This is a genomic window from Paraburkholderia sp. MM5482-R2 (assembly GCF_050436125.1).
GTDB classification, from domain to species: domain Bacteria; phylum Pseudomonadota; class Gammaproteobacteria; order Burkholderiales; family Burkholderiaceae; genus Paraburkholderia; species Paraburkholderia tuberum.
The window spans coordinates 2,971,724-2,992,682 of record NZ_JBNDLP010000002.1; the positions used below are offsets into that span (position 1 = coordinate 2,971,724).

At 66.4% G+C, this 20,959-nt stretch carries 18 protein-coding genes; 6 read left to right on the top strand and 12 right to left on the bottom strand.

The window, feature by feature from the left end; translation table 11 throughout:
• Nucleotides 1-65 precede the first annotated feature (65 nt).
• From OKW37_RS16515 to OKW37_RS16525, 3 genes are all read right to left on the bottom strand, one after another.
• Entirely contained in the window at nt 66-896 is an 831-nt protein-coding gene (locus OKW37_RS16515) for a 3',5'-nucleoside bisphosphate phosphatase (protein ID WP_187626672.1), read from the bottom strand.
• A 178-nt stretch (nt 897-1,074) separates the two neighbouring features.
• On the bottom strand, nt 1,075-1,959 hold the full coding sequence (locus OKW37_RS16520; protein ID WP_184057309.1) for an alpha/beta fold hydrolase: 885 nt from the start codon (nt 1,957-1,959) through the stop codon (nt 1,075-1,077).
• Nucleotides 1,960-2,028: 69 nt separating this feature from the next.
• Nucleotides 2,029-2,934: a ferritin-like domain-containing protein gene (locus tag OKW37_RS16525; protein ID WP_184057405.1), complete on the bottom strand. Its 906-nt coding sequence runs from the start codon at nt 2,932-2,934 to the stop codon at nt 2,029-2,031.
• A 279-nt stretch (nt 2,935-3,213) separates the two neighbouring features.
• On the opposite strand from OKW37_RS16525, the gene OKW37_RS16530 reads away from it, so the two are divergent.
• The 3 genes from OKW37_RS16530 to OKW37_RS16540 all read left to right on the top strand — a co-directional run bounded on the left by OKW37_RS16530 (nt 3,214) and on the right by OKW37_RS16540 (nt 5,313).
• Entirely contained in the window at nt 3,214-3,738 is a 525-nt protein-coding gene (locus OKW37_RS16530; RefSeq protein WP_184004143.1) for a gamma carbonic anhydrase family protein, read from the top strand.
• 63 nt (nt 3,739-3,801) lie between these two features.
• Nucleotides 3,802-4,752, top strand: coding sequence for an Hsp33 family molecular chaperone HslO (hslO, locus tag OKW37_RS16535; RefSeq protein ID WP_090800759.1), 951 nt, complete (start codon nt 3,802-3,804; stop codon nt 4,750-4,752).
• Between the two features lie 198 nt (nt 4,753-4,950).
• Nucleotides 4,951-5,313 carry a hypothetical protein gene (locus OKW37_RS16540; protein WP_090800761.1) on the top strand — a complete coding sequence of 121 codons (363 nt, stop codon included), beginning with the start codon at nt 4,951-4,953 and terminating at the stop codon, nt 5,311-5,313.
• Between the two features lie 94 nt (nt 5,314-5,407).
• On the opposite strand, the gene ftsB is transcribed toward OKW37_RS16540, so the two are convergent.
• The 9 genes from ftsB to OKW37_RS16585 form a co-directional block, all read right to left on the bottom strand.
• Entirely contained in the window at nt 5,408-5,845 is a 438-nt protein-coding gene (ftsB, locus tag OKW37_RS16545) for a cell division protein FtsB (protein WP_090800763.1), read from the bottom strand.
• A gap of 114 nt (nt 5,846-5,959) precedes the next feature.
• Nucleotides 5,960-7,243, bottom strand: coding sequence for a phosphopyruvate hydratase (gene eno / locus OKW37_RS16550; protein ID WP_018417543.1), 1,284 nt, complete (start codon nt 7,241-7,243; stop codon nt 5,960-5,962).
• Nucleotides 7,244-7,408: 165 nt separating this feature from the next.
• On the bottom strand, nt 7,409-8,263 hold the full coding sequence (kdsA, locus tag OKW37_RS16555; RefSeq protein ID WP_090800765.1) for a 3-deoxy-8-phosphooctulonate synthase: 855 nt from the start codon (nt 8,261-8,263) through the stop codon (nt 7,409-7,411).
• A complete protein-coding gene (locus tag OKW37_RS16560) occupies nt 8,260-9,921 on the bottom strand; it encodes a CTP synthase (protein ID WP_090800767.1) in 1,662 nt (553 codons plus the stop codon). The genes kdsA and OKW37_RS16560 overlap by 4 nt, the downstream gene beginning before the upstream one ends.
• Nucleotides 9,922-10,063: 142 nt before the next feature.
• Nucleotides 10,064-10,867 carry an alpha/beta fold hydrolase gene (locus OKW37_RS16565; protein ID WP_429405229.1) on the bottom strand — a complete coding sequence of 268 codons (804 nt, stop codon included), beginning with the start codon at nt 10,865-10,867 and terminating at the stop codon, nt 10,064-10,066.
• Between the two features lie 116 nt (nt 10,868-10,983).
• Complete coding sequence (locus OKW37_RS16570) at nt 10,984-13,635, bottom strand: DNA internalization-related competence protein ComEC/Rec2 (protein WP_429405227.1); 2,652 nt, start codon at nt 13,633-13,635, stop codon at nt 10,984-10,986.
• A 115-nt stretch (nt 13,636-13,750) separates the two neighbouring features.
• The gene (locus OKW37_RS16575) at nt 13,751-14,539 is read right to left on the bottom strand and encodes a TatD family hydrolase (RefSeq protein ID WP_429405226.1); all 789 of its coding nucleotides are present in this window, start codon (nt 14,537-14,539) and stop codon (nt 13,751-13,753) included.
• Between the two features lie 43 nt (nt 14,540-14,582).
• Nucleotides 14,583-15,299: a lipoprotein-releasing ABC transporter ATP-binding protein LolD gene (lolD, locus tag OKW37_RS16580; protein ID WP_429405224.1), complete on the bottom strand. Its 717-nt coding sequence runs from the start codon at nt 15,297-15,299 to the stop codon at nt 14,583-14,585.
• A 31-nt stretch (nt 15,300-15,330) separates the two neighbouring features.
• On the bottom strand, nt 15,331-16,584 hold the full coding sequence (locus OKW37_RS16585) for a lipoprotein-releasing ABC transporter permease subunit (protein ID WP_184048864.1): 1,254 nt from the start codon (nt 16,582-16,584) through the stop codon (nt 15,331-15,333).
• A 306-nt stretch (nt 16,585-16,890) separates the two neighbouring features.
• Here OKW37_RS16585 and OKW37_RS16590 point away from each other — a divergent pair, with 306 nt between their 5' ends.
• The 3 genes from OKW37_RS16590 (at nt 16,891) to prfB (ending at nt 20,937) form a co-directional block, all read left to right on the top strand.
• Nucleotides 16,891-18,000, top strand: coding sequence for a regulator (locus tag OKW37_RS16590; protein ID WP_429405222.1), 1,110 nt, complete (start codon nt 16,891-16,893; stop codon nt 17,998-18,000).
• Between the two features lie 16 nt (nt 18,001-18,016).
• Nucleotides 18,017-19,723, top strand: a complete 1,707-nt coding sequence (gene recJ / locus OKW37_RS16595; protein WP_429405220.1) for a single-stranded-DNA-specific exonuclease RecJ — start codon at nt 18,017-18,019, stop codon at nt 19,721-19,723.
• A gap of 109 nt (nt 19,724-19,832) precedes the next feature.
• A protein-coding gene (prfB, locus tag OKW37_RS16600) for a peptide chain release factor 2 (protein WP_429363655.1) occupies nt 19,833-20,937 on the top strand; the annotation gives its coding sequence in 2 pieces (ribosomal slippage) (nt 19,833-19,913 and nt 19,915-20,937; 1,104 coding nt in all).
• The last annotated feature ends 22 nt before the right edge of the window (nt 20,938-20,959 follow it).

Below are 20,959 nucleotides of genomic sequence, written 5' to 3' on the forward strand. Positions count from 1 at the left end.
CGAGCAGAGCGCGTGCCGCATCCAGCCGGCCCGCGCGCGCCGTGCCGCTCCGGCACGGCGCGCGGTCACAGCCAGCGTTCCCAAACGGGCTTCAGATCGGCGGGTAGCGGCGGCAGTGCACCGAGTTCGACGCGGCCTTCGCCAGGCGCATGGAAGTCGGAACCGCGCGAGGCCTCGAAGCCATAGCGACGCGCGACGTCCGCATATTCGCGGTACTGGTCGGGCGTGTGGCTGCCGGTCACGACCTCGATCGCCTCGCCGCCGAGGTCGATGAATTCGCCAAAGAACGCGTCGAATTCGAGTTGCGAATATGCGTAACGACCGGGATGCGCGACGATCGCGACGCCGCCCGCGGCCTGGATCCAGCCGAGTGCGTCGGCGAGCCTGGCCCAGCGGTGCGCGACGTAAGCCGGCTTGCCGTCGCCGAGATAGCGGTCGAACACTTCCTGGGTGTTTGCGCAGTGGCCGTGCTCGACCAGGAAGCGCGCGAAATGCGTGCGCGACATCATGTCGGGATTCGATACGTAATGCAGCGCGCCCTCGTACGCGTCTGGAATGCCGAGCGTGGCCAGTTGCTCGCCGATTGCTTCGGCGCGCGCAGCGCGGCCGTCGCGCGTGCGGGCGAGACCGTCGATCAGGATCTGGCTGCCCGGATCGATGCCGAGTCCGACGATGTGCACGGTGCGCCCCGCCCACGTGACCGAAATCTCGACGCCGCTCAGGTAATCCATGCCGAGAGCCTCGGCCGCGGTGCGCGCCTCGTGCTGGCCGCCCACTTCGTCGTGATCGGTGAGCGCCCACAGCGTCACGCCGTTAGCGTGCGCGCGGCGCGCGACGTCGGCCGGCGCGAACTGGCCGTCGGAAACGGTGGAGTGGCAGTGAAGATCGGCGTTCATCGTGGTCCTGGAAGGGTTCTGCGGTCATTTTACTGCAATGCAGTAAGGGGCCGCAGGGGTATCTCGCGACGCCAGTGCCGGTTGCCGGCGTGCCGCGAGGTCAAGACCAGTCAGCGCCGATCCCGCGACCTCCGGGCGACCCACGAGCGCCGTTTCAAACGTAGCTTCAGGCGCGGTGTCAGGCGCAGAACCCCTCGATCAACGCGGCGATCTGCTCCGGCTGGTCGTGATGCACCATGTGCCCCGCGCCGTCGATGATCTTCTCGCGCCAATCGGGAAACGCCTGGAAACGCGCCTTGAATTCATCGAGCGGAATGTCGCCGGCGATCTGCGCGAGCGTCGGCGAGCCGGCGGCCTCGACGTGCAGCACCTTCGCGCTGACCTTACGCCACACCGCCATCACCTCGTCGAGGCGATACAGCGTCGGGCCGCGGACCTTGTGCGCTGGATCGGCGAGCAGCATGAAGCGCCCTTCGCCATCCGGCTTCGACCAGTGCTGCGCGAGAAATTGCGCACGCCGCGGAACGAGGCGCGGATTGGTTTTGATCAGGCGGGCGGCGACCTCGTCGAGCGACGCGTAGCGCTTGAGCTGGGGTGGATCGCGCAATTCGTCGAGCCAATTGAGCAGGCGCTTCGGCGCCTGCGCCGGATGCGATCGCGCAAGCCCGAAGCCTTCCAGATCGACCACACGCCGCACCCGCTGCGGCCGCACGCCCGCATACAGGCACACGACGTTCGCGCCCATGCTGTGACCGACGAGGTTCACCTGGCCGTCGGGCGCGTAGCGGTCGATCAGCGCGTCGAGATCGCCGAGATAGTCCTGCACCCAGTAGCTGCCGCCGCCGCGCTCGGCGACCGGCCAGTCGGACAGACCGAAGCCGCGCATGTCGGGCGCGATCACCTGCCAGTCGCCACCGAGCGCATCGACGACGAACTGGAACGACGCGCCGACGTCCATCCAGCCGTGCAGCATGAACAGTATCCGCGCATCGGGATGGCCCCAGCGCCGCACGTGCAGCCGGACGCCGCGCGCGGCAACGAACTCAGAGCGGGATGTATTCATGAACGGCGCACCCGTAAAAAAGAATGGTCGTTCGATTATAGGAACAGCGGCGCAAGAAGTGGTAACGGTTTATTGACGCGATGCTCGATCGTCCGTTGCCTGCATGGCTTGCTGCGCATCCTGACTCGCGAGCGCGGCGAGTTCGGCGTCGTCGAAACCAGCGTCGCGGCGCGCTTCGAAATTGAACGGGCCACGCAGTTTCGGCGCGTGATACTGGTCGGCGAGACGCAGATAGGTGTGGTGCGGATCGAGGCCGTCCGCGTCGCACAGGTGACGGAACCAGCGGTTGCCGATCAGCACGTGGCCGATTTCATCGCGCAGGATCACGTCGAGAATCGCCGCCGACGCGTGATCGCCGGCCTGCTGCAGACGCGCGCGGATCGGCGGCGACGCGTCGAGGCCGCGCGCTTCGAGCGTACGCGGCACGAGCGCCATGCGCGCGAGCACGTCACCACGGGTGCGCTCGCACATATCCCATAGGCCGCCGTGCGCCGGGAAGTCGCCGTACGCGTGGCCATATTCGGCGAGACGCGCGGCGAGCAGCGAGTAGTGATACGCCTCTTCGGCGGCGACTTTGAGCCAGTCGGTATAGAACCCGGCGGGCATGCCGGGGAAACGCCAGATGGCGTCGAGCGCCAGATTGATCGCATTGAACTCGATGTGCGCGAGCGCGTGGAGCAGCACCGCGCGGCCCTGCGGCGACTGCATGCTGCGTCGACCGAGTTGGCGCGGTTCGACCAGTTCGGGCCGTTCGGGGCGGCCCGGCAGGCCAGCGGGCTCGGCGAGATCGAGGCCGGAGTCACAGAGCGCGCGACCGTCGAGTACCGCAGCGTACAACTCGCGGGCCGCCCCGGCCTTCGCGGCCGGATCCCGCTCGCGCAACGCCGCGAGCGCGGCGCGGCGCGCACACGGCGGCTCGTCGTGAGAATTCGATGCGCGAGAAGCGACAGAAACGGGCGAAGCGGCGGACGTCATGACAAACGGATCGGCGTTGGAGGCGGTAAAGACGGCGGACAGACGGCGGCTGAGCCGCGCGCGAGCGGCCAAGCGGCTCATGCACACAACCGTTTACAATACCCGATTCGACCAACCGGCGCGCTTTCGGGCACGCCCGTCAGTTGGCGACGCAAGACCGCCAACCTCGCACCGCGCCGGCTGCGCGCCGCCCCGCCCATGCGTGGCAACCGATCAGACCATCATCGTGCGCAGGATCGGAGTCACCGAAGGCCCGGCTCTGACCAACAAGGAGACATTGTGACGATTTACAAGCTGGGCGAAGCCGCCCCGATCATTCATGAAAGCGTGTTCGTCGCGGATTCGGCGAACATCATCGGCAACGTAACGCTCGAGGAGAACGCGAGCGTGTGGTTCGGCGCGACACTGCGCGGCGACAACGAGCCGATCACGATCGGCGCCGGCAGCAACGTGCAGGAAAGCGCGGTGCTGCACACCGACCCCGGCTATCCGCTGACGGTCGAGTCGAACGTGACGATCGGCCATCAGGCGATGCTGCACGGCTGCACGATCAAGGAAGGCGCGTTGATCGGAATTCAGGCGGTGGTCTTGAATGGCGCGGTGATCGGCCGCAACTGTCTGGTCGGAGCGGGCGCCATCGTCACCGAGGGCAAGGTGTTTCCCGACAATACGCTGATCCTCGGCGCGCCCGCGAAGGCGGTACGCGAACTGACGGAAGCGGATATCGCCAACATGCAGCGCGGCGCGGCAAGCTATGCTGGGCGCCGCGAGTATTTCAAGGCGCAGCTCGTACGCATCGGCTAGACGGCCGGCGCGCGGTGCGCAAAGGCGCGGCGTCATGCCGCGTCATTCCAGCGAGGAAAAGTTGTGAGCGACCAGTTGCAAAAATTCATGTTCAGCGCGGCGCCGGTGCGCGGCGAGATCGTTTCCCTGCGCAATACCTGGCAGGACGTCCTGACGCGCCGCGATTATCCGGCGCCCGTGCGAACGATTCTGGGCGAAATGATGGCCGCGTGCGCGCTGCTGTCGGCGAACCTGAAGTTCGACGGCACGCTCGTCATGCAGATTTTCGGCGATGGCCCGGTCAAGATGCTGGTCGTGCAGTGCAGCTCGAACCTGACGATGCGCGCCACCGCGAAGCTGTCCGGCGAAGCCGCCCATACGATCGACGACACGACCTCGCTCATCGATCTGGTGAACGCGAGCGGCTACGGCCGCTGCGTGATCACGCTCGACCCGACCGCCAAGCAGCCCGGCCAGCAGCCGTACCAGAGTATCGTGCCGCTGTCGGGCGTGGACGGAGCGCTGAAGTCGATCGCCGAGGTGCTCGAGCACTATATGCATCACTCCGAGCAGCTCGACACGCGCATGTGGCTCGCGGCGAACACCGAGCGCGCGGTCGGCATGCTGCTGCAGAAACTGCCGGGCGACGGCGGCATCGTCCCGCATCCGGGCGAGCTCGACGCGGATACGTGGGAACGCGTGTGCACGCTCGGCGGCACGCTGTCGCACGACGAGCTGCTGAAGGAAGAACCTGAGACGGTGTTCCGACGCCTGTTCTGGCAGGAAAACGTCCAGCATTTCGAGCCGGTTACCGCGCGCTTCGAATGCACGTGTTCGCGCGAAAAAGTCGGCGCGATGCTGAAGATGCTTGGCCGCGATGAAGTCGACAGCGTGATCGAGGAACGCGGCCACGTCGAGATTCACTGCGAGTTTTGTAATCAGCGCTACGAGTTCGACCCGGTCGACGTCGCGCAACTTTTCGTGGCCGGCGGACTCTCACAGGGTGTGACGCCGGCGGCCGCGCAACGGCACTAGACCGCGCTTTCGCCGAAGCGGAGTACGTGCCCGTGAACTGATCGGGCTCTTCAACGCAAGTCCTGACCGCGCCGCCCCATGCCTCGTCACGGCTCGGGCGGCGCGTTGCTTTTGAGCGCGGCGTTGATACTTTGGAAGGATGCGGTACTGCGCGTTGGAAGAAGCTTGCTCGAGCCTCGGACCGATGGAGATTCGACCATGAAGCACACGCTTTCGTTGATCCTTGCCGTCCTCACGGGCAGCGCGGTGCTGGCCGGCTGCTCGATCGATCCGCGTGGCCCAGCGCCGATTCTGAGCCGTCTGCCGCCCGATCAGGCCGAAGCCATCAGTCATACGCAGACGCTGACACCGGAGGAACGCGCGCGCTATGACGCGATCGAGCAACAGGTCATGTTCGAACAGAATCAGACGATGGCCGCGGACGCCGCCGCGCAAGCCTGGTCGCGCTACTACTCGCGTTCGCCGCCCGTGAGGTTTTCCGCGGGCTTCTCGAGCGGCGGCTGGGGACGTGGCTGGGGAACCGGGATCGGCGTCGGGTTCGGGCCGTATTGGGGCTGGTAGGGCGAACACGGCAGCATAAAAACAAAAAAGCGCGGTTCAGGATGAACCGCGCTTTTTTGCGCCTTCCTGCGAGGCCGATGCGAAATATCGAACCTCAGTGCACCGGCTTCTTCTCCTTCGCAGCCGCTGCCTTCCCGCCATGCTTGCGATCCGGCTTCGCGCGCGACTCCGGATTCGGCACCACATGCAGCGGCGCGGCCGACACCTCACCGCGCGTCGAGGTGTTCGCCGACGGCGTATTCGCTAACGGCAACGGCTGGTTCGGCGACACGAACTGCACGAACACTTCGCCGTCCTTGACCATGCCCATTTCGTAGCGCGCCCGCTCTTCGACCGCGGCCGTGCCATTCTGCAGGTCCTGCACTTCGCCCTGGATGCGCTCGTTGCGCAGCTTCGCGTCGGCATTCTTCTGCAGTTGCTGCGCGAGTTGTCCCTGCAACTCATGCACGCGCAGCCAGCCGCCGTGCCCCCACCAGAGCGGGTACTGGATCAACGCCAGCAGAACGATCAGGACAGCAGTGACAAGCCGCATGAAGTAAGCACAATAAATACGCGCCGCCCTGCGCTATACGCAGGGCGGCGAGGTCAATCAGAAACGAAGGATAACCGGCTCATCGATCGGCGTGAACAATCTGGCGAAGACCGCTTAGCGCAGATTGTAGAAGGCCGACTTGCCCGGGTAGCTCGCGATATCGCCGAGATCTTCCTCGATACGCAGCAGCTGGTTGTACTTCGAGATGCGGTCGGAACGCGACAGCGAACCTGTCTTGATCTGGCCGGCGTTCAGACCGACGGCGATGTCCGCGATCGTCGAGTCTTCAGTTTCGCCCGAACGGTGCGAAATCACCGCCGTGTAGCCCGCGCGCTTGGCCATTTCGATCGCCGCGAAGGTTTCCGTCAGCGTGCCGATCTGGTTGATCTTGATCAGGATCGAGTTCGCGATGCCCTTCTCGATGCCTTCCTTCAGGATGCGCGTGTTCGTCACGAACAGGTCGTCGCCGACCAGCTGGACCTTGTTGCCGAGCTTGTCGGTCAGCGTCTTCCAGCCTTCCCAGTCGCCCTCGTGCATGCCGTCTTCGATCGACACGATCGGGAACTTGTCGGCGAGGTTCGCGAGGTAGTCCGCGAATTCCGTCGACGACAGCTGCAGGCCTTCGCCCGCGAGCTGGTACTTGCCGTCGTGGTAGAACTCGCTGGCCGCGCAGTCGAGCGCGAGCAGCACGTCTTCACCGGCGCGGTAGCCTGCTTTCTCGATGGCTTGCAAAATAGTGGACAGGCATTCCTCGTTGCTGCCGAAGTTCGGTGCGAAGCCGCCTTCGTCGCCGACTGCCGTGCTCATGCCGCGGTCCGACAGGATCTTCTTCAGCGCGTGGAACACTTCGGCGCCGCAGCGCAGTGCTTCGCGGAAGCTCGGCTGGCTGACCGGCACGATCATGAATTCCTGGATGTCCAGGCTGTTGTTCGCATGCGCGCCGCCGTTGACGATGTTCATCATCGGCACCGGCAGTTGCATGGCGCCCGAGCCGCCGAAGTAGCGGTACAGCGGCAGACCGGCCTCCTCAGCCGCGGCCTTCGCGACGGCCATCGACACGGCCAGCATCGCGTTCGCGCCGAGGCGCGACTTGTTGTCGGTGCCGTCGAGCTCGAGCAGCGTCTTGTCGAGGAACGCCTGCTCGGAAGCGTCGAGACCCATGATCGCTTCGGAGATTTCCGTGTTGATGTGCTCGACGGCCTTCAGTACACCCTTGCCGCCGTAGCGGCCGGCTTCGCCGTCGCGCAGTTCGATCGCTTCGCGCGAGCCGGTCGACGCGCCCGACGGCACGGCCGCGCGCCCCATCGTGCCCGACTCGAGCAGCACGTCGCATTCGACGGTGGGGTTGCCTCGCGAATCGAGAATCTCTCGACCGATGATGTCTACGATAGCACTCATGGTTTCCTCAAAGGATGACGTTGAATTCTTTACTGTGGCCTTGCATTGCGCACCTGCCGGTCTCCCCGACAGACAGCTCGCGCGCCGATACGTTCGACGACCATTATGCGAAAACGCCGCGGGTCGATTATCGAGGGCAATCGTGACACGCGGCGCACACCTGAATCAGTTGAAATCGCTTTCGAGGAACGGCCCGCGCTTGACGGCCCGGTCGAGCGTGACGAGCGTCTCGAGCAGGTCGGCCATGCGATTGAGCGGCACCGCGTTCGGCCCGTCAGACTTCGCTTGCGCCGGATTCGGGTGCGTTTCCATGAACAGACCGGCGACGCCGACCGCGACCGCGGCGCGCGCGAGCACCGGCACGAATTCGCGCTGGCCGCCCGAGCTCGTGCCCTGACCGCCCGGCAACTGCACCGAATGCGTCGCGTCGAACACGACCGGCGCGTTGGTCTCGCGCATGATCGCGAGCGAACGCATGTCCGACACGAGGTTGTTATAGCCGAACGACACGCCGCGCTCGCACGCCATGAAGCGGTCTTCGGACAGACCCGCTTCACGCGCGGCGTCGCGCGCCTTGTCGATCACGTTCTTCATGTCGTGCGGCGCGAGAAATTGGCCCTTCTTGATGTTGACCGGCTTGCCCGAGCGCGCGCACGCGTGGATGAAGTCGGTCTGACGGCACAGGAACGCGGGCGTTTGCAGCACGTCGACGACCGACGCCACCTGCTCGATCTCGTGTTCGGCGTGCACGTCGGTCAGCACCGGCAGACCGAGCTGGCGCTTCACTTCCGACAGGATGCGCAGACCTTCGTCCATGCCCAGACCGCGAAACGACTTGCCGCTGCTGCGATTGGCCTTGTCGTACGACGATTTGTAGATGAACGGAATGTTCAGCTTCGCGCAGATTTCCTTCAGGCGGCCGGCCGTGTCGATCGTCATCTGTTCGGATTCGACGACACAGGTACCGGCGATCAGGAAAAACGGCTTGTCGAGCCCGACGTCGAAATCGCCCAGTTTCATGCTTTCTCCTCGACCCTCGACTGCTGATGCGCGAGCGCCGCTTCGACGAACGACTTGAACAGCGGATGACCGTCACGCGGCGTAGACGTGAATTCAGGGTGGAACTGGACGCCGACGAACCACGGGTGCATGCTGCGCGGCAGCTCCATCATTTCCGGCAAATCCTCGCTCGGGGTACGGGCGCTAATGATGAGGCCACCGCCTTCGAGCTGGGGCACGAAACGGTTATTCACCTCATAACGGTGACGGTGGCGTTCGTTCACATCGGTGCCGTAGATCTCTTCGGCGAGCGTGCCGGGCTTGATCGGACAGCGCTGCGAGCCGAGGCGCATCGTGCCGCCGAGATCCGACTCTTCGGTACGCTTCTCGACGCGGCCTTCGCGGTCGTACCACTCGGTGATCAGCGCGACCACGCGGTTCTTCGTTTCCTGATCGAATTCGGTGCTGTTCGCGTCCTTCAGGCCGACGACGTCGCGGGCGAATTCGATCACGGCGAGCTGCATGCCGAGGCAGATGCCGAGATACGGCACGTTCGCTTCGCGCGCATAACGGATCGCGGCGATCTTGCCTTCGGTGCCGCGACGGCCGAAGCCGCCCGGCACGAGCACCGCGTCGAGATGCTTGAGGCTCCCGACGCCTTGCGTTTCGATCTCTTCGGAGTCGATGTACTCGATGTTCACGCGCGTCGACGTATGCATCGACGCATGACGCAGCGCTTCGATCAGCGACTTGTACGACTCGGTCAGATCGACGTACTTGCCGACCATGCCGATCGTCACTTCGTGCTTCGGGTTCTGCAGCTTCTCGACGAGGTCCGACCACATGGACAGGTCCGCCGCCTTCGGCGTGAGCTTCAGCTCTTCGCAGATGATCGCGTCGAGACCCTGGTCGTGCAGCATCTGCGGAATCTTGTAGATGCTGTCCGCGTCCCACACGGAAATCACCGCGTCTTCGGGCACGTTCGAGAACAGCGAGATCTTCGCGCGCTCGTCGTCCGGAATGCGGCGGTCGGCACGGCACAGCAGCACGTGCGGCGAAATGCCGATTTCGCGCAGCTTCTGCACGCTGTGCTGGGTGGGCTTGGTTTTGAGTTCGCCGGCCGTGGCAACCCAGGGCACCAGTGTCAGGTGCACGAAGCACGCGCTGTTGCGGCCGAGGCGCAGGCTCATCTGGCGCGCGGCTTCGAGGAACGGCAGCGATTCGATGTCACCCACCGTGCCACCCACTTCGACGATCGCGACATCCGGCTCGCCGCACGTCGCAGACGCTGCGCCGCGCTCGACGAATGCCTGGATTTCGTTCGTGATGTGCGGGATGACCTGCACGGTCTTGCCGAGATAATCGCCGCGGCGTTCCTTGCGGATTACCGACTCGTAAATCTGGCCCGTGGTGAAGTTGTTGGCCTTGCGCATCTTCGTGCTGATGAAGCGCTCGTAGTGGCCGAGGTCGAGGTCGGTTTCCGCTCCGTCTTCCGTCACGAACACTTCGCCGTGCTGAAACGGGCTCATCGTGCCGGGGTCGACGTTGATGTAGGGATCGAGTTTGAGGAGGGTGACTTTAAGACCGCGCGATTCGAGGATCGCGGCGAGGGAAGCGGCGGCAATACCCTTGCCGAGGGAAGATACTACGCCGCCGGTGACGAAAACATATTTGGTCATCGCTGGATGCTCGCGGGAAAAACGGATTATACCGTAAAGGATGGTCCCGACCCAGCAAAAAACGGCCGACCCACGCGTGCCGAGGCCGCCTCGCGTGGCAGCCGGCGCAGCGGTTTGGGGCCCGCTTCGTGCGCGCAGCACGTCAGGCGGTTCGCTCCAGCTCACGCAGCATGCGTTGCACCGCGCGCGCGGTTTCGATCGGCTTTTCCATCGGATACAGATGGCTGCCCTCGATCCACTCGACATGGCCGCCGGTCGCGCGTCGCGTCGCGTCGAGCCCGGCCTGGCGGATTTCCTTCGAGCGTGTCCCGGCGATGAACCCGACCGGCACCGGCGCGCCGCGCGCGAGCCGCGCGCCGAGCGTATGCGGCAGCGTCCGGTAGATCTGGTATTCGATGCGACGATCGAACGCGAGCACCCGGGTGCCGTCGGGCGAACTCTGCGGAATGCCGAAGTCGATGTAGTCGGACAGCATGCGCTCGTCCCAGCGCGCGAACGCGGGCTTCGAATGGAAGTGCCGCCATGCTTCGTCACGGCTCGTCCATTGCGTGCGCCGCTTGCGCGTCGCGGCGGCGGGCGACAGCCGCTCGTCGAGCCCGGTCCATTGCGACACGCGCAGCATGCTGCTGCGCCAGCCGGCGATCACCGGCGAGTCGAGCATCACGACGCCCCTCACCCACTGCGGCTTTTTCAGCGCCGCCATCAGCGACAGATAACCGCCGAGCGAATGCCCGACGAGCCACACCGGCTGCTCGTACTTGCGGGCGATGTCGTCAAGCAGTTGCTCGACCAGATGGGGCCAGTCCTGCGTGACCGGAAAGCGCGGATCATGGCCGATCCGCTCGATCGAGCGCACGTCGTAGTCGTCGGAGAGCTCGGCGAAGATCGTCCGGTAAGTCGAGGCCGGAAAGCCGTTCGCATGCGTGAAATGGATGATGTTTTTCAACTGCGGCGATCTCCGTTGTGTTTTTTACGCGTGGGCGGTGCTTTGCCTGTGCCGCTGCTTATACCGCTGCTTGCGCCTGTTGTCTGCGCTGTTGCGCTCATCGGGCCGCGACGCGCTCAGGGCTCCATCCAGTAGCGGCGCTGCGTGTCCCGATAGCGCTCGAGCGTGAGCGCGGCGCCCTCCTCACCGCGCGCGCCCGGATCGACGTCGACCCTCACGGCGCCATCGCGATCGCTGCGCCCGAGTTCGATATGACGCGCCGCGTAGCGCGCGAACACGCCCGCATTCGGATGATGGAAGCGATTCTCGTAGCCTACCTGAAATAACGCGATGGACGGATCGATAGAGTCGAGGAACGGCTCGGTCGACGACGTTTTGCTGCCATGATGCGGCACCATCAACACTTGCGCGCGCAGCATAGCGGGATCGCGCGCGAGCAGCGCGCGTTCGGTCGGCGCTTCGATGTCGGCGGTCAGCAGGGCCGTGAAACGCGGCGCGTTCGCACCGACGAACGCCGCCGCCTGGCTTGCGTTGGTGGGCGGCAACGAGCTGACCCTCAACACGCAGCAATGCTCGTTCGCCTTGCCCGTGAGTGCCCCGACGTCAGGCCACAGCACGGCGAACTCAACACCATCCCACTGCCAGCGCTGCCCCGCCACGCACGGCAGCGTCTGCGTGCCATGCTGTTTTGCCTTCGGCCACAGCGGATTGTCCGGCGCCAGAGCAGCCACCAGCTGACGCACCTCGATCGCATCGAAAACGGCAGGGGCGCCGCCCGCATGATCCGAATCGGCGTGACTGATCATCAGCGTATCGAGCGTCGTCACGCCTTGCGCCCGCAGGAACGGCACCACCACGCGCTCGCCAGCGTGGCTCGATTCCGGACCGGGACCCGCATCGAACAGCAAGGCGTGATGCGCGGTCTGCACGAGCACCGACGAGCCCTGCCCGACATCGAGCGCAGTCAGACGGAACGCGCCTGATGGCTCGGCGAGTGCGCCGCTTGCGCTGGGCATCAGCAGCGGCAGCCACGACAGCGGCGCCGCCCAGCGCAGGGGCCAGCCGCGCGGCGCGAGACACCACAGCACACCGAGCGCCGCCGCGGCCAGCGCCCACGCATGCGGCTGCGGCAGCCACCACAGCGTCCAGCGCGGTCCCGACGCCAGTTGCAGGCCGGCCGCGAGACCATCGAGCAGCGTGTGCGCGGCGCGCCACGCGAACGCGTCGAGCGGCGCGGGCAATGCGACGCCCGCGAGCACCGTCGGCGTGACGAGCAGGCTCACCCAGGGAATCGCGAACGCGTTCGCGAGCGGACCGGCGAGCGGAATTTGCGCGAACCAGTAGGCGGTCAGCGGCGCCAGCGCGACCGTCACCGCGACCTGCGCGTGAGCGGCGCTGCGCAACCGTTCGGCGAGCGCGCGCAGACGCCGGATCGATACGGGACGCGCCGCGCTGCCCTCCTCGTCTTCATGATGACGGGACGCCAGTGGAACCCGCACGCGCGGCCGCCCCGACATCGCGAACAGGATCGCGCCGACTGCACAAAACGACAGCCAGAATCCGGCCGACACGACCGCCCACGGATCGACCAGCAGCACGAGCCCGAGCGCCCACGCGAGCACCGTGGAGCGCGCTAGCTGCCGGCCGCCGACGAACGCCAGCGCGACGAGCGCGGCCATCCACAGCGCGCGTTGCGCTGGCACGTTGAAGCCCGCGAGCGCGGCATGCAGTGCGGCGAACATCGCACCGGCCGTCACGCCGACGAGCTGCGCGGGCAAGCGCAGCGGCCAGTTGCGGCCGAGCCACCCCGAACGTCGCCAGATTGCCGCCGCGAGCCAGCCGGTCAGCCCCGCGACCAAGCCGAGATGCAAGCCCGAAATCGCCACCAGATGACTCGTGCCGGTGGCGCGCATCAATTGCCAGTCGGCGGGGCTCACTTCGTCCTGCGCGCCGATCGCGAGCGCGACGACGATGCCGCGATGCGGCGCATCGGCAAGCACCGTGTCGATACGCGCACGCAACCCGGCGCGCCAGCGGTCGACCAGCACGGCGAGCCCGCGCGCGTGACCGGTCAGGCGCCGCGCATGGTCCGGCACGCTCACGTAGCCGGTCGCGCGGACGTTGCGCGCGAGCAGACTCGCCTCTGCATCGCGCACGCCGAAATTCGCGTTGCCGTGCGGGCGCTTCAGGCGCACGGTCAGACGCCAGCGTTCGCCCGGTTCGAGCCGCGGCGCCGCGGCGTCGCGCGCGATCCAGGCTAGCTGGATCACGCGCGGGAAAGCGGCGAGCCGCGCACCGTTCGTATCGACGTCGAACAGGAAGCGCGCGCCTTTGTCGTCACGCGTCGGCAATCCCTTGATCGTGCCGACCACCTCGATATCGCGACCCTCCCACTCGTGCGGCAGGCTCACCGCGAGCCGCGTTTGCGCGCGCACGGCCGCGTAGCCGAAGCCGACGCAGATCGCCGCGCACCACACCGCGCCCCAACCGGCCACCCGCCGCATGCGAGCGTCGCGCCATACGCGGCTAGCGAGCTGGTGCGAGAAGCCCCGCTCGTATTCGCGCTGAAGCGCCGCACCGGCCGCACCTGCCGCACCTGTCACACCCGCCGCCGCAGCCGCTCCGCCGCCACGCAAACCCCACACCGCAACGCCGGCCGCCGTGCAGCCGAGCAGTATCAACGCGCACCATGCGCCTGTATCCGGCAACACCGCCTGTCGCTGCAGCCAGACCACCCCCAACGCAAATCCACACCAGACCGCCCTCATCCGCCCTCCGTACCCGCTGGCGCCGGGCCTCGTCACCGCGCCAGCGAACGGGCAGCAGCGAGCCCGCCGGGCGTGGGGATCGCCCGACGCGAACCCTTTCGATCAACGGAATCGATTATGCAGAGGAAAGCGCGAGTCGCGGCAGCGCGGCGAGCGCGTTAGCCGTTGTGCCAAGGGCGGCTGCGTCGGAAGTGACACCGCGCAGTCGCGCGAGGCTCGCGCCGATCGCCGGAATCTGCTCGGGTGAATTGCGCTGCCTGTACATCCACGACGGCGCGATATCCGGCGCGTCGGTCTCGACGACCAGCGCATCGAACGGCAGCTGTTCGGCGAGTCGCCGGATCTGCCGGGCGCGCTCGAACGTGAGGTTGCCGCCGAACCCAAGATGCATGCCCTGATCGATGTACGCCTGCGCCTGCTGGAAACTGCCATTGAACGCGTGCGCGATGCCGCGATGAATCTGATGCCTGCGCAGCCCTTTGATCACCTGATCCTGCGATTTGCGCACATGGCAGATGACCGGCAAATCGAATTCGCGCGCGAGCTGCAACTGGCCGTTGTAGAAAAACTGCTGGCGCGCATCGTCGAGGCCGTCGACGAAATAGTCGAGCCCGATCTCGCCGATGCCGACGAAGCGCGGATCGTCGAGACTCGCCTCGATCTCCATGCGCAACAGGTCGAGGTCGGCATCGACGGCGTGCAGCGTGAGGAGCGGATGAATGCCGAGCGCGTACGCGCCGCCGTCGACGCGATGCGCGAGCTCGCGCACCGCCGCGAAGTTCTGTCGCCCGATCGCCGGAATCACGATGCGCGACACCCCCGCATGGCGTGCGGACGCCGCAACCGCATCACGGTCGGCGTCGAACTCCGAAGCGTCGAGATGGCAGTGCGTATCGATCCACATGGGTTATCTCGCTGGCAAGAGGACGGACCGTGCCGGCCCGCACTCAGACCGGCACCGGCGGCTCTTCGTGCAGCACGCCGTCGCGCAACCGCATGATGCGATCACAGCGGCCCGCCAGCTCCGGGTCGTGCGTGACGATCACGAAGCTCGTCTCGAGCGTGCGCGACAGTTCGAGCATCAGGTTGAAAACCGTGTCGGCGGTGCCGCCGTCAAGGTTACCGGTCGGCTCGTCGGCGAGCACGCAGGCGGGCTTCGTGACGAGCGCACGCGCGATCGCGACACGCTGACGCTCGCCGCCCGACAGCTCGCCCGGCCGATGCTTCGCGCGATGCCCCATGCCGACGCGCTCCAGCACCGCCATGGCCTCGCGGCGCGCGACTTCAGTCGTCTCGCGACGAATCCGCAGCGGCATCGCGACGTTATCGAGGGCGGAAAACTCCGGCAGCAGATGGTGAAACTGATACACGAAACCGAGCGCGCGATTGCGCAGGACGTTGCGCTCGCGCTCGGAGAGTTCCGTGAACGGCTTGCCGAGCACCGACACGTGGCCCGTGCTCGGATCGTCGAGACCGCCGAGCACGTGCAGCAGCGTGCTCTTGCCGGAGCCCGACGCGCCGACGATCGCGAGCTTCTCGCCCCGCCGCACGGCGAGTTGCGCATTGTTGAGCACCTGCACGTTCAGCCCGCCCTGCACGAACGCTTTGGAAATGCCGGTGGCTTCGAGCACGAACGGATGCGACGCGGAGTCCTGAGCGGTCATGGATGAATCGGTTGAGGGATGGACGAGGCGGTCATTCATAGCGCAGCGCCTCCGCCGGACGGACCTTCGCGCCGCGCCAGCTCGGATAGAGCGTCGCGAGCGCCGACAGCACGAACGCGATGATGCCGATGCGCGCGACGTCCGCCGGAACCAGCTCCGACGGCAGCTCGCTGATGAAGTACACCGACGGCGGCAGGAATTGCACGCCGAGCAGATGCTCGATCATCGGCACGAGCCACGGAATGCTCCACGCGATCAGACAGCCGAGCACGACGCCGGTCGCCGTGCCGATGAAGCCGATCGTCACGCCCTGCACGACGAAGATCTTCATGATCGAGCCGGGCTGCGCGCCGAGCGTGCGCAGGATCGCGATATCGGCCTGCTTGTTGGTCACCGTCATCACCAGCGACGACACCAGATTGAACGCGGCCACCGCAATGATCAGCGTCAGGATGATGAACATCATGCGCTTCTCGATCTGCACCGCCGAGAACCAGGTCTTGTTCTGCTGGGTCCAGTCGCGGATGTACAGATCGCCCGACAGCGTGCGCGCGAGCTGATGCGCGACTTCCGGCGCGCGCTGCATGTCGGTGAGGCGCAGCCGCACGCCGGTCGGTGCGGGCAGCCGGAACAGCGCCTGTGCGTCCTTGATGTTGATCAGCGCGAGCGTGCTGTCGTATTCGTAATGGCCCGACTCGAAGATGCCGACCACCGTGAACTGCTTCAGGCGCGGCAGCATGCCGGCCGGCGTGATCGTGCCTTCGGGCGCGACGAGCGTGATCTTGTCGTTCAACTGCACGCCGAGATTGGCCGCCAGATCCGCGCCGAGCACGATGCCGAAGCCGCCGGGCACGAGGTCGGCCAGCTTCCCGCCTTTCATTTCCTTGCCGATGTCGGACACTTCAGGCTCGAGCGTCGGCTCGATGCCACGCAACGCGACGCCGCTCACCGCGTCCTGGCGCGTCAGCAGCGCCTGGGCCTCGACGTAGGGCGCCGCGCCGATCACCTCCTTGTTCTGGCGCGCCTCCTTCGCGGTCAGTTGCCAGTCGGGCATCGAACCGGTCGGCGAAAAGATCTCGACGTGCGCGAGCACCGACAGCATGCGGTCGCGCACCTCTTTCTGAAAGCCGTTCATCACCGACAACACGACGATCAGCGCCGCGACGCCAAGCGCGATGCCCGACATCGACACCAGCGCGATGAACGAAATGAAGCCGTTACCGGTCGTGCGTTTGCCGGCGCGTGTGTAGCGCCAGCCAATCTGCCATTCGTAGGGAAATTTCAAGCGAATCCTTTTGTGCGTTCTTCGACTGTATGTCGGGACCGGCGGACATCGAGCGTCCGCCGTGCGGCCCGAACGTCGTGATCGTTGGGCTCGCGGCGGCGCGGATCGTTCCTCGCGCGCCCGGCCGCTGTGCGGCTCTGCCGGCGCATAGAGGCGCGGCGCCGCGGTGCGCCACCCTGCCGGGTCCAGCGATCAAGCGCGAAGTTTGCCACACAATGCCGCCGGCTCGCGCAAAGGACGTGCCTTGGCCGCGCCATCGACGAACCGGCCGCGCTTCGTCGAAATACTCGCACCGTTTGCCCTACAATGCGCAGCATCATGCCTGCCGACCGCCTCCATCTTCTGCTGCCCTTCGCGCTGCCTGCCGCGGCCGACGCCTCCACCGCGCTTCACGACATCCAGTGCCCCGCTCTCGACAGGCTGATCGCGCGCGCGACGCTGATCGAACGCGTGATCGGCGAGGATTTTCAGCGCACGCTGCCGCACGAGCGCTGGGTCGCGCGACAATTCGGCGCGCTGCCCGACGGCGCCTCGGCCGCCGCCGACGAAGCCCCGCTCGCGCCCTACATGCTGCGCGCCGACGGCGGCGAACCCGGCAACGCGACGTGGGCCTGCGTGCAGCCGGTACACGTGCACATCGCGCACGACCATCTGGTGCTGATCGACCCGGCGTCGCTCAATCTGTCGGACGCTGAAGCGAGCACGCTGCTCGCGCTCGCACGTCCGCTGATCGAGGAACTCGGCGTGCGCATCGAGGCGCCCAAGCCAATCCGCTGGTATCTGTCGAGCGACGCTTTCGGTTCGCTCGCGGGCGCGTCGCCGTTGCGCGCGAGCGGCCGCAACATCGAGATCTGGTTGCCGCACGAAGCGCATTCCGGCGAACGCTCTCGCGCGTGGATGAAGCTGCAGAACGAAGTGCAGATGGCGTGGTTCGAGCATCCGGTCAACGAAGCGCGGGAGGCGCGCGGGCTGCCGGCCGTCAACTCGATCTGGTTTCACGCGCAAGGCGCCGCGCGGAGCGTGCGCAGTCCGTTCGCGCAGGTGCTGTCCGATGCCGCTGCAACGCGCGGTCTCGCGCTCAGCGCCGGGGTCGCGACAGGCGCGCCGCCGACGTCGTATCGCGAACTGGCCGCGGCGCTGCGCGGTACCGCCAACGGCAGCGGCGCAACGCTCGTCGAACTCGACCCCTTCTCCGCGCCCTACATCGAACAGGACTGGGCGCGCTGGAACCAGGCATTCGCCGCGCTGCAGACCGACTGGTTCGCGCCCGCGCTCGCGGCACTCCAGTCGGGCGAACTCGCCGAGCTCGGCCTCACGCTGTGCGGCGACACCGGCTCGGTGACGCTGACGGTCACGCGCGGCGATCTGCGCAAATTCTGGCGGCGGCGCGTGCTGGCCTCGCTTTTCATCGAATGATCCACGGCCCTTCCGCATGACCCGAATCGTTACGCGCCCCTGCTCCCCCGTCGACGCCGAAGTGCTGACCCGCTGCGGCCTGCATCCGGTGCTCGCGCGCCTGTACGCAGCGCGCGGCGTGTGCCTGCCCGAGGACGTCGAAACCGGCCTCGCGCGGCTCGTGCCGCCCGCCGAACTGAAGGGCTGCGACGCGGCCGCCGCGCTGCTCGCCGACGCGCTCCAGCAGCAGCGCCGCATGCTGGTCGTCGCCGACTACGACTGCGACGGCGCGACCGCCTGCGCGGTCGCGGTGCGCGGGCTGCGCATGTTCGGCGCGCGCATCGACTATCTGGTGCCGAACCGCATGGAGCACGGCTACGGGCTCACGCCGGACATCGTCGAGCTCGCGACACGCAGTGCGGCCGGCAAGCCCGATCTGCTGATCACCGTCGACAACGGCATCGCGAGCGTCGACGGCGTCGCGGCGGCCAACGCCCTTGGCATCGACGTGCTCGTCACCGACCACCACCTGCCCGGCGACGAACTGCCCGCCGCGCGCGCAATCGTCAATCCGAACCAGCCGGGCTGCACGTTCCCGAGCAAGTGCCTCGCCGGCGTCGGCGTGATGTTCTACGTGCTGCTCGCGCTGCGCGCCGAACTGCGCCGCCGTGGGGCGTTCGGCGACGCGCTGCCCGAGCCGCGCCTCGACGGCCTGCTCGATCTGGTCGCACTCGGCACCGTCGCCGATGTCGTCAAACTCGACGGCAACAACCGCGTGCTGGTCGCGCAAGGTCTGCAGCGCATCCGCCGCGGCCGCATGCAGCCTGGCATCGCCGCGCTGTTTCGGGCCGCCGCGCGCGATGCGCGCAACGCCTCCGGCTTCGACCTCGGCTTCGCGCTGGGACCGCGCCTGAACGCGGCGGGACGGCTGTCGGACATGTCGCTCGGCATCGAATGCCTGACCACCGACGACGTCGGCCGCGCCTGGGAACTCGCGCAGCAGCTCGACACGATGAACCGCGAGCGCCGTGAAATCGAGGCGGGCATGCAGCAGCAGGCGCTGGACGACCTGTCGACGGTCGATCCCGACGGCGCGACCACGATCACGTTGTTCAATCCGGGTTGGCATCAGGGCGTGATCGGCATCGTCGCGGGACGGCTTAAAGAGAAGTTCCACCGCCCGTCGTTCACGTTCGCGCCGGCCGACGATACCGGCATGCTCGTCAAGGGCTCGGGCCGCTCGATCGCGGGCTTCCACCTGCGCGACGCGCTCGATCTGATCTCGAAGCGCGAGCCGGACCTGATCGTCAAATTCGGCGGCCACGCGATGGCCGCGGGCCTGACGATCGCCGCCGCCGACGTGCCGCGCTTCACCGCCGCGTTCGAGGCGGTCGGCCGCGAATGGCTGTCCGCGCAGGCGCTCGCGCGCACGATCGAAACCGACGGCGAGCTCGAAGACGCGTACTTCACGCCGCAATTCGTCGAAATGCTCGACGCGGCCGTCTGGGGCCAGGGTTTTCCGGCGCCGGTGTTCTCCGGCGAATTCGAGGTCGCCTCGCAGGCGTTGGTGAAGGACAAGCACCTGAAGCTGCAACTGCTGCGCGGCCGCCAGCGCTTCAACGCGATCTGGTTCAATCACACCGACACGCTGCCTGCGCGCACCACCGTCGCCTATCGGCTCGCGAGCGATACATGGAACGGCGTGTCGCGCGTGCAACTGATCGTCGAGCACGCGGTGAGCTGAAATCTTCCGCAAAATCAATCGCGAACACGCGCCAGATCGCCCGCGAGGCTCCGGCGCGGCGTGCCGATCGGCTATAATTTCTGCTTTTTACGCAGAATAGAAGATCGACATGGAAGCGGAACGTCTCAACGCGATCGAAGCCTCTCTGGCCGACCTGCGCAAGCGCGCGGACGACCTACGGGGGTATCTTTGACTACGACGACAAAGCACTGCGTCTAATCGAAGTCAACCGGGAACTCGAAGACCCGGACGTCTGGAACGACTCGAAGCACGCCCAGGCGCTCGGTAAGGAAAAGAAGCTGCTCGACGACACGGTCGGCAAGCTCACGTCGATCGCGAACGACGTGCGCGACGCGCAAGACCTGTTCGAGATGGCACGCGAAGAAGCCGACGACGACACGCTGCTCGCCTGCGAGGGTGACGCCCAGGCCATCGAGGCACGCGTCGCCGACATGGAATTCCGCCGGATGTTCGCGAACCCGGCCGATCCCAACAACGCCTTTCTCGACATCCAGGCCGGTGCCGGCGGCACCGAGGCGTGCGACTGGGCGTCGATGCTGCTGCGCCAGTATCTGCGTTATTGCGAGCGCAAGGGCTTCAAGACCGAAGTGCTCGAGCAGACCGAAGGCGACGTCGCCGGCATCAAGAACGCGACGATCAAGATCGAAGGCGAATACGCGTACGGCTTCCTGCGTACCGAAACCGGCGTGCACCGGCTCGTGCGGAAGTCGCCGTTCGACTCGTCGGGCGGTCGTCACACGTCGTTCTCGTCGGTGTTCGTGTACCCGGAAATCGACGACTCGATCGAAGTCGACATCAACCCGGCCGACCTGCGCATCGACACGTACCGCGCTTCGGGCGCGGGCGGTCAGCACATCAACAAGACCGACTCGGCGGTGCGTATCACGCACATGCCGTCGGGCATCGTCGTGCAGTGCCAGAACGACCGTTCGCAGCACCGCAACCGCGCCGAAGCCATGGCGATGCTGAAATCGCGCCTGTATGAAGCGGAAATCCGCAAGCGTCAGGCCGAGCAGGACAAGCTGGAAGCCGGCAAGACCGATGTGGGTTGGGGCCATCAGATCCGCTCGTACGTGCTCGACAACAGCCGCATCAAGGATCTGCGCACCAACGTCGAAATCAGCAATACGAAGAGCGTGCTGGACGGTGACCTCGATCCGTTCATCAGCGCGAGCCTGAAACAGGGCGTCTAGGCGCGCACGGCGCGGCCCCGTT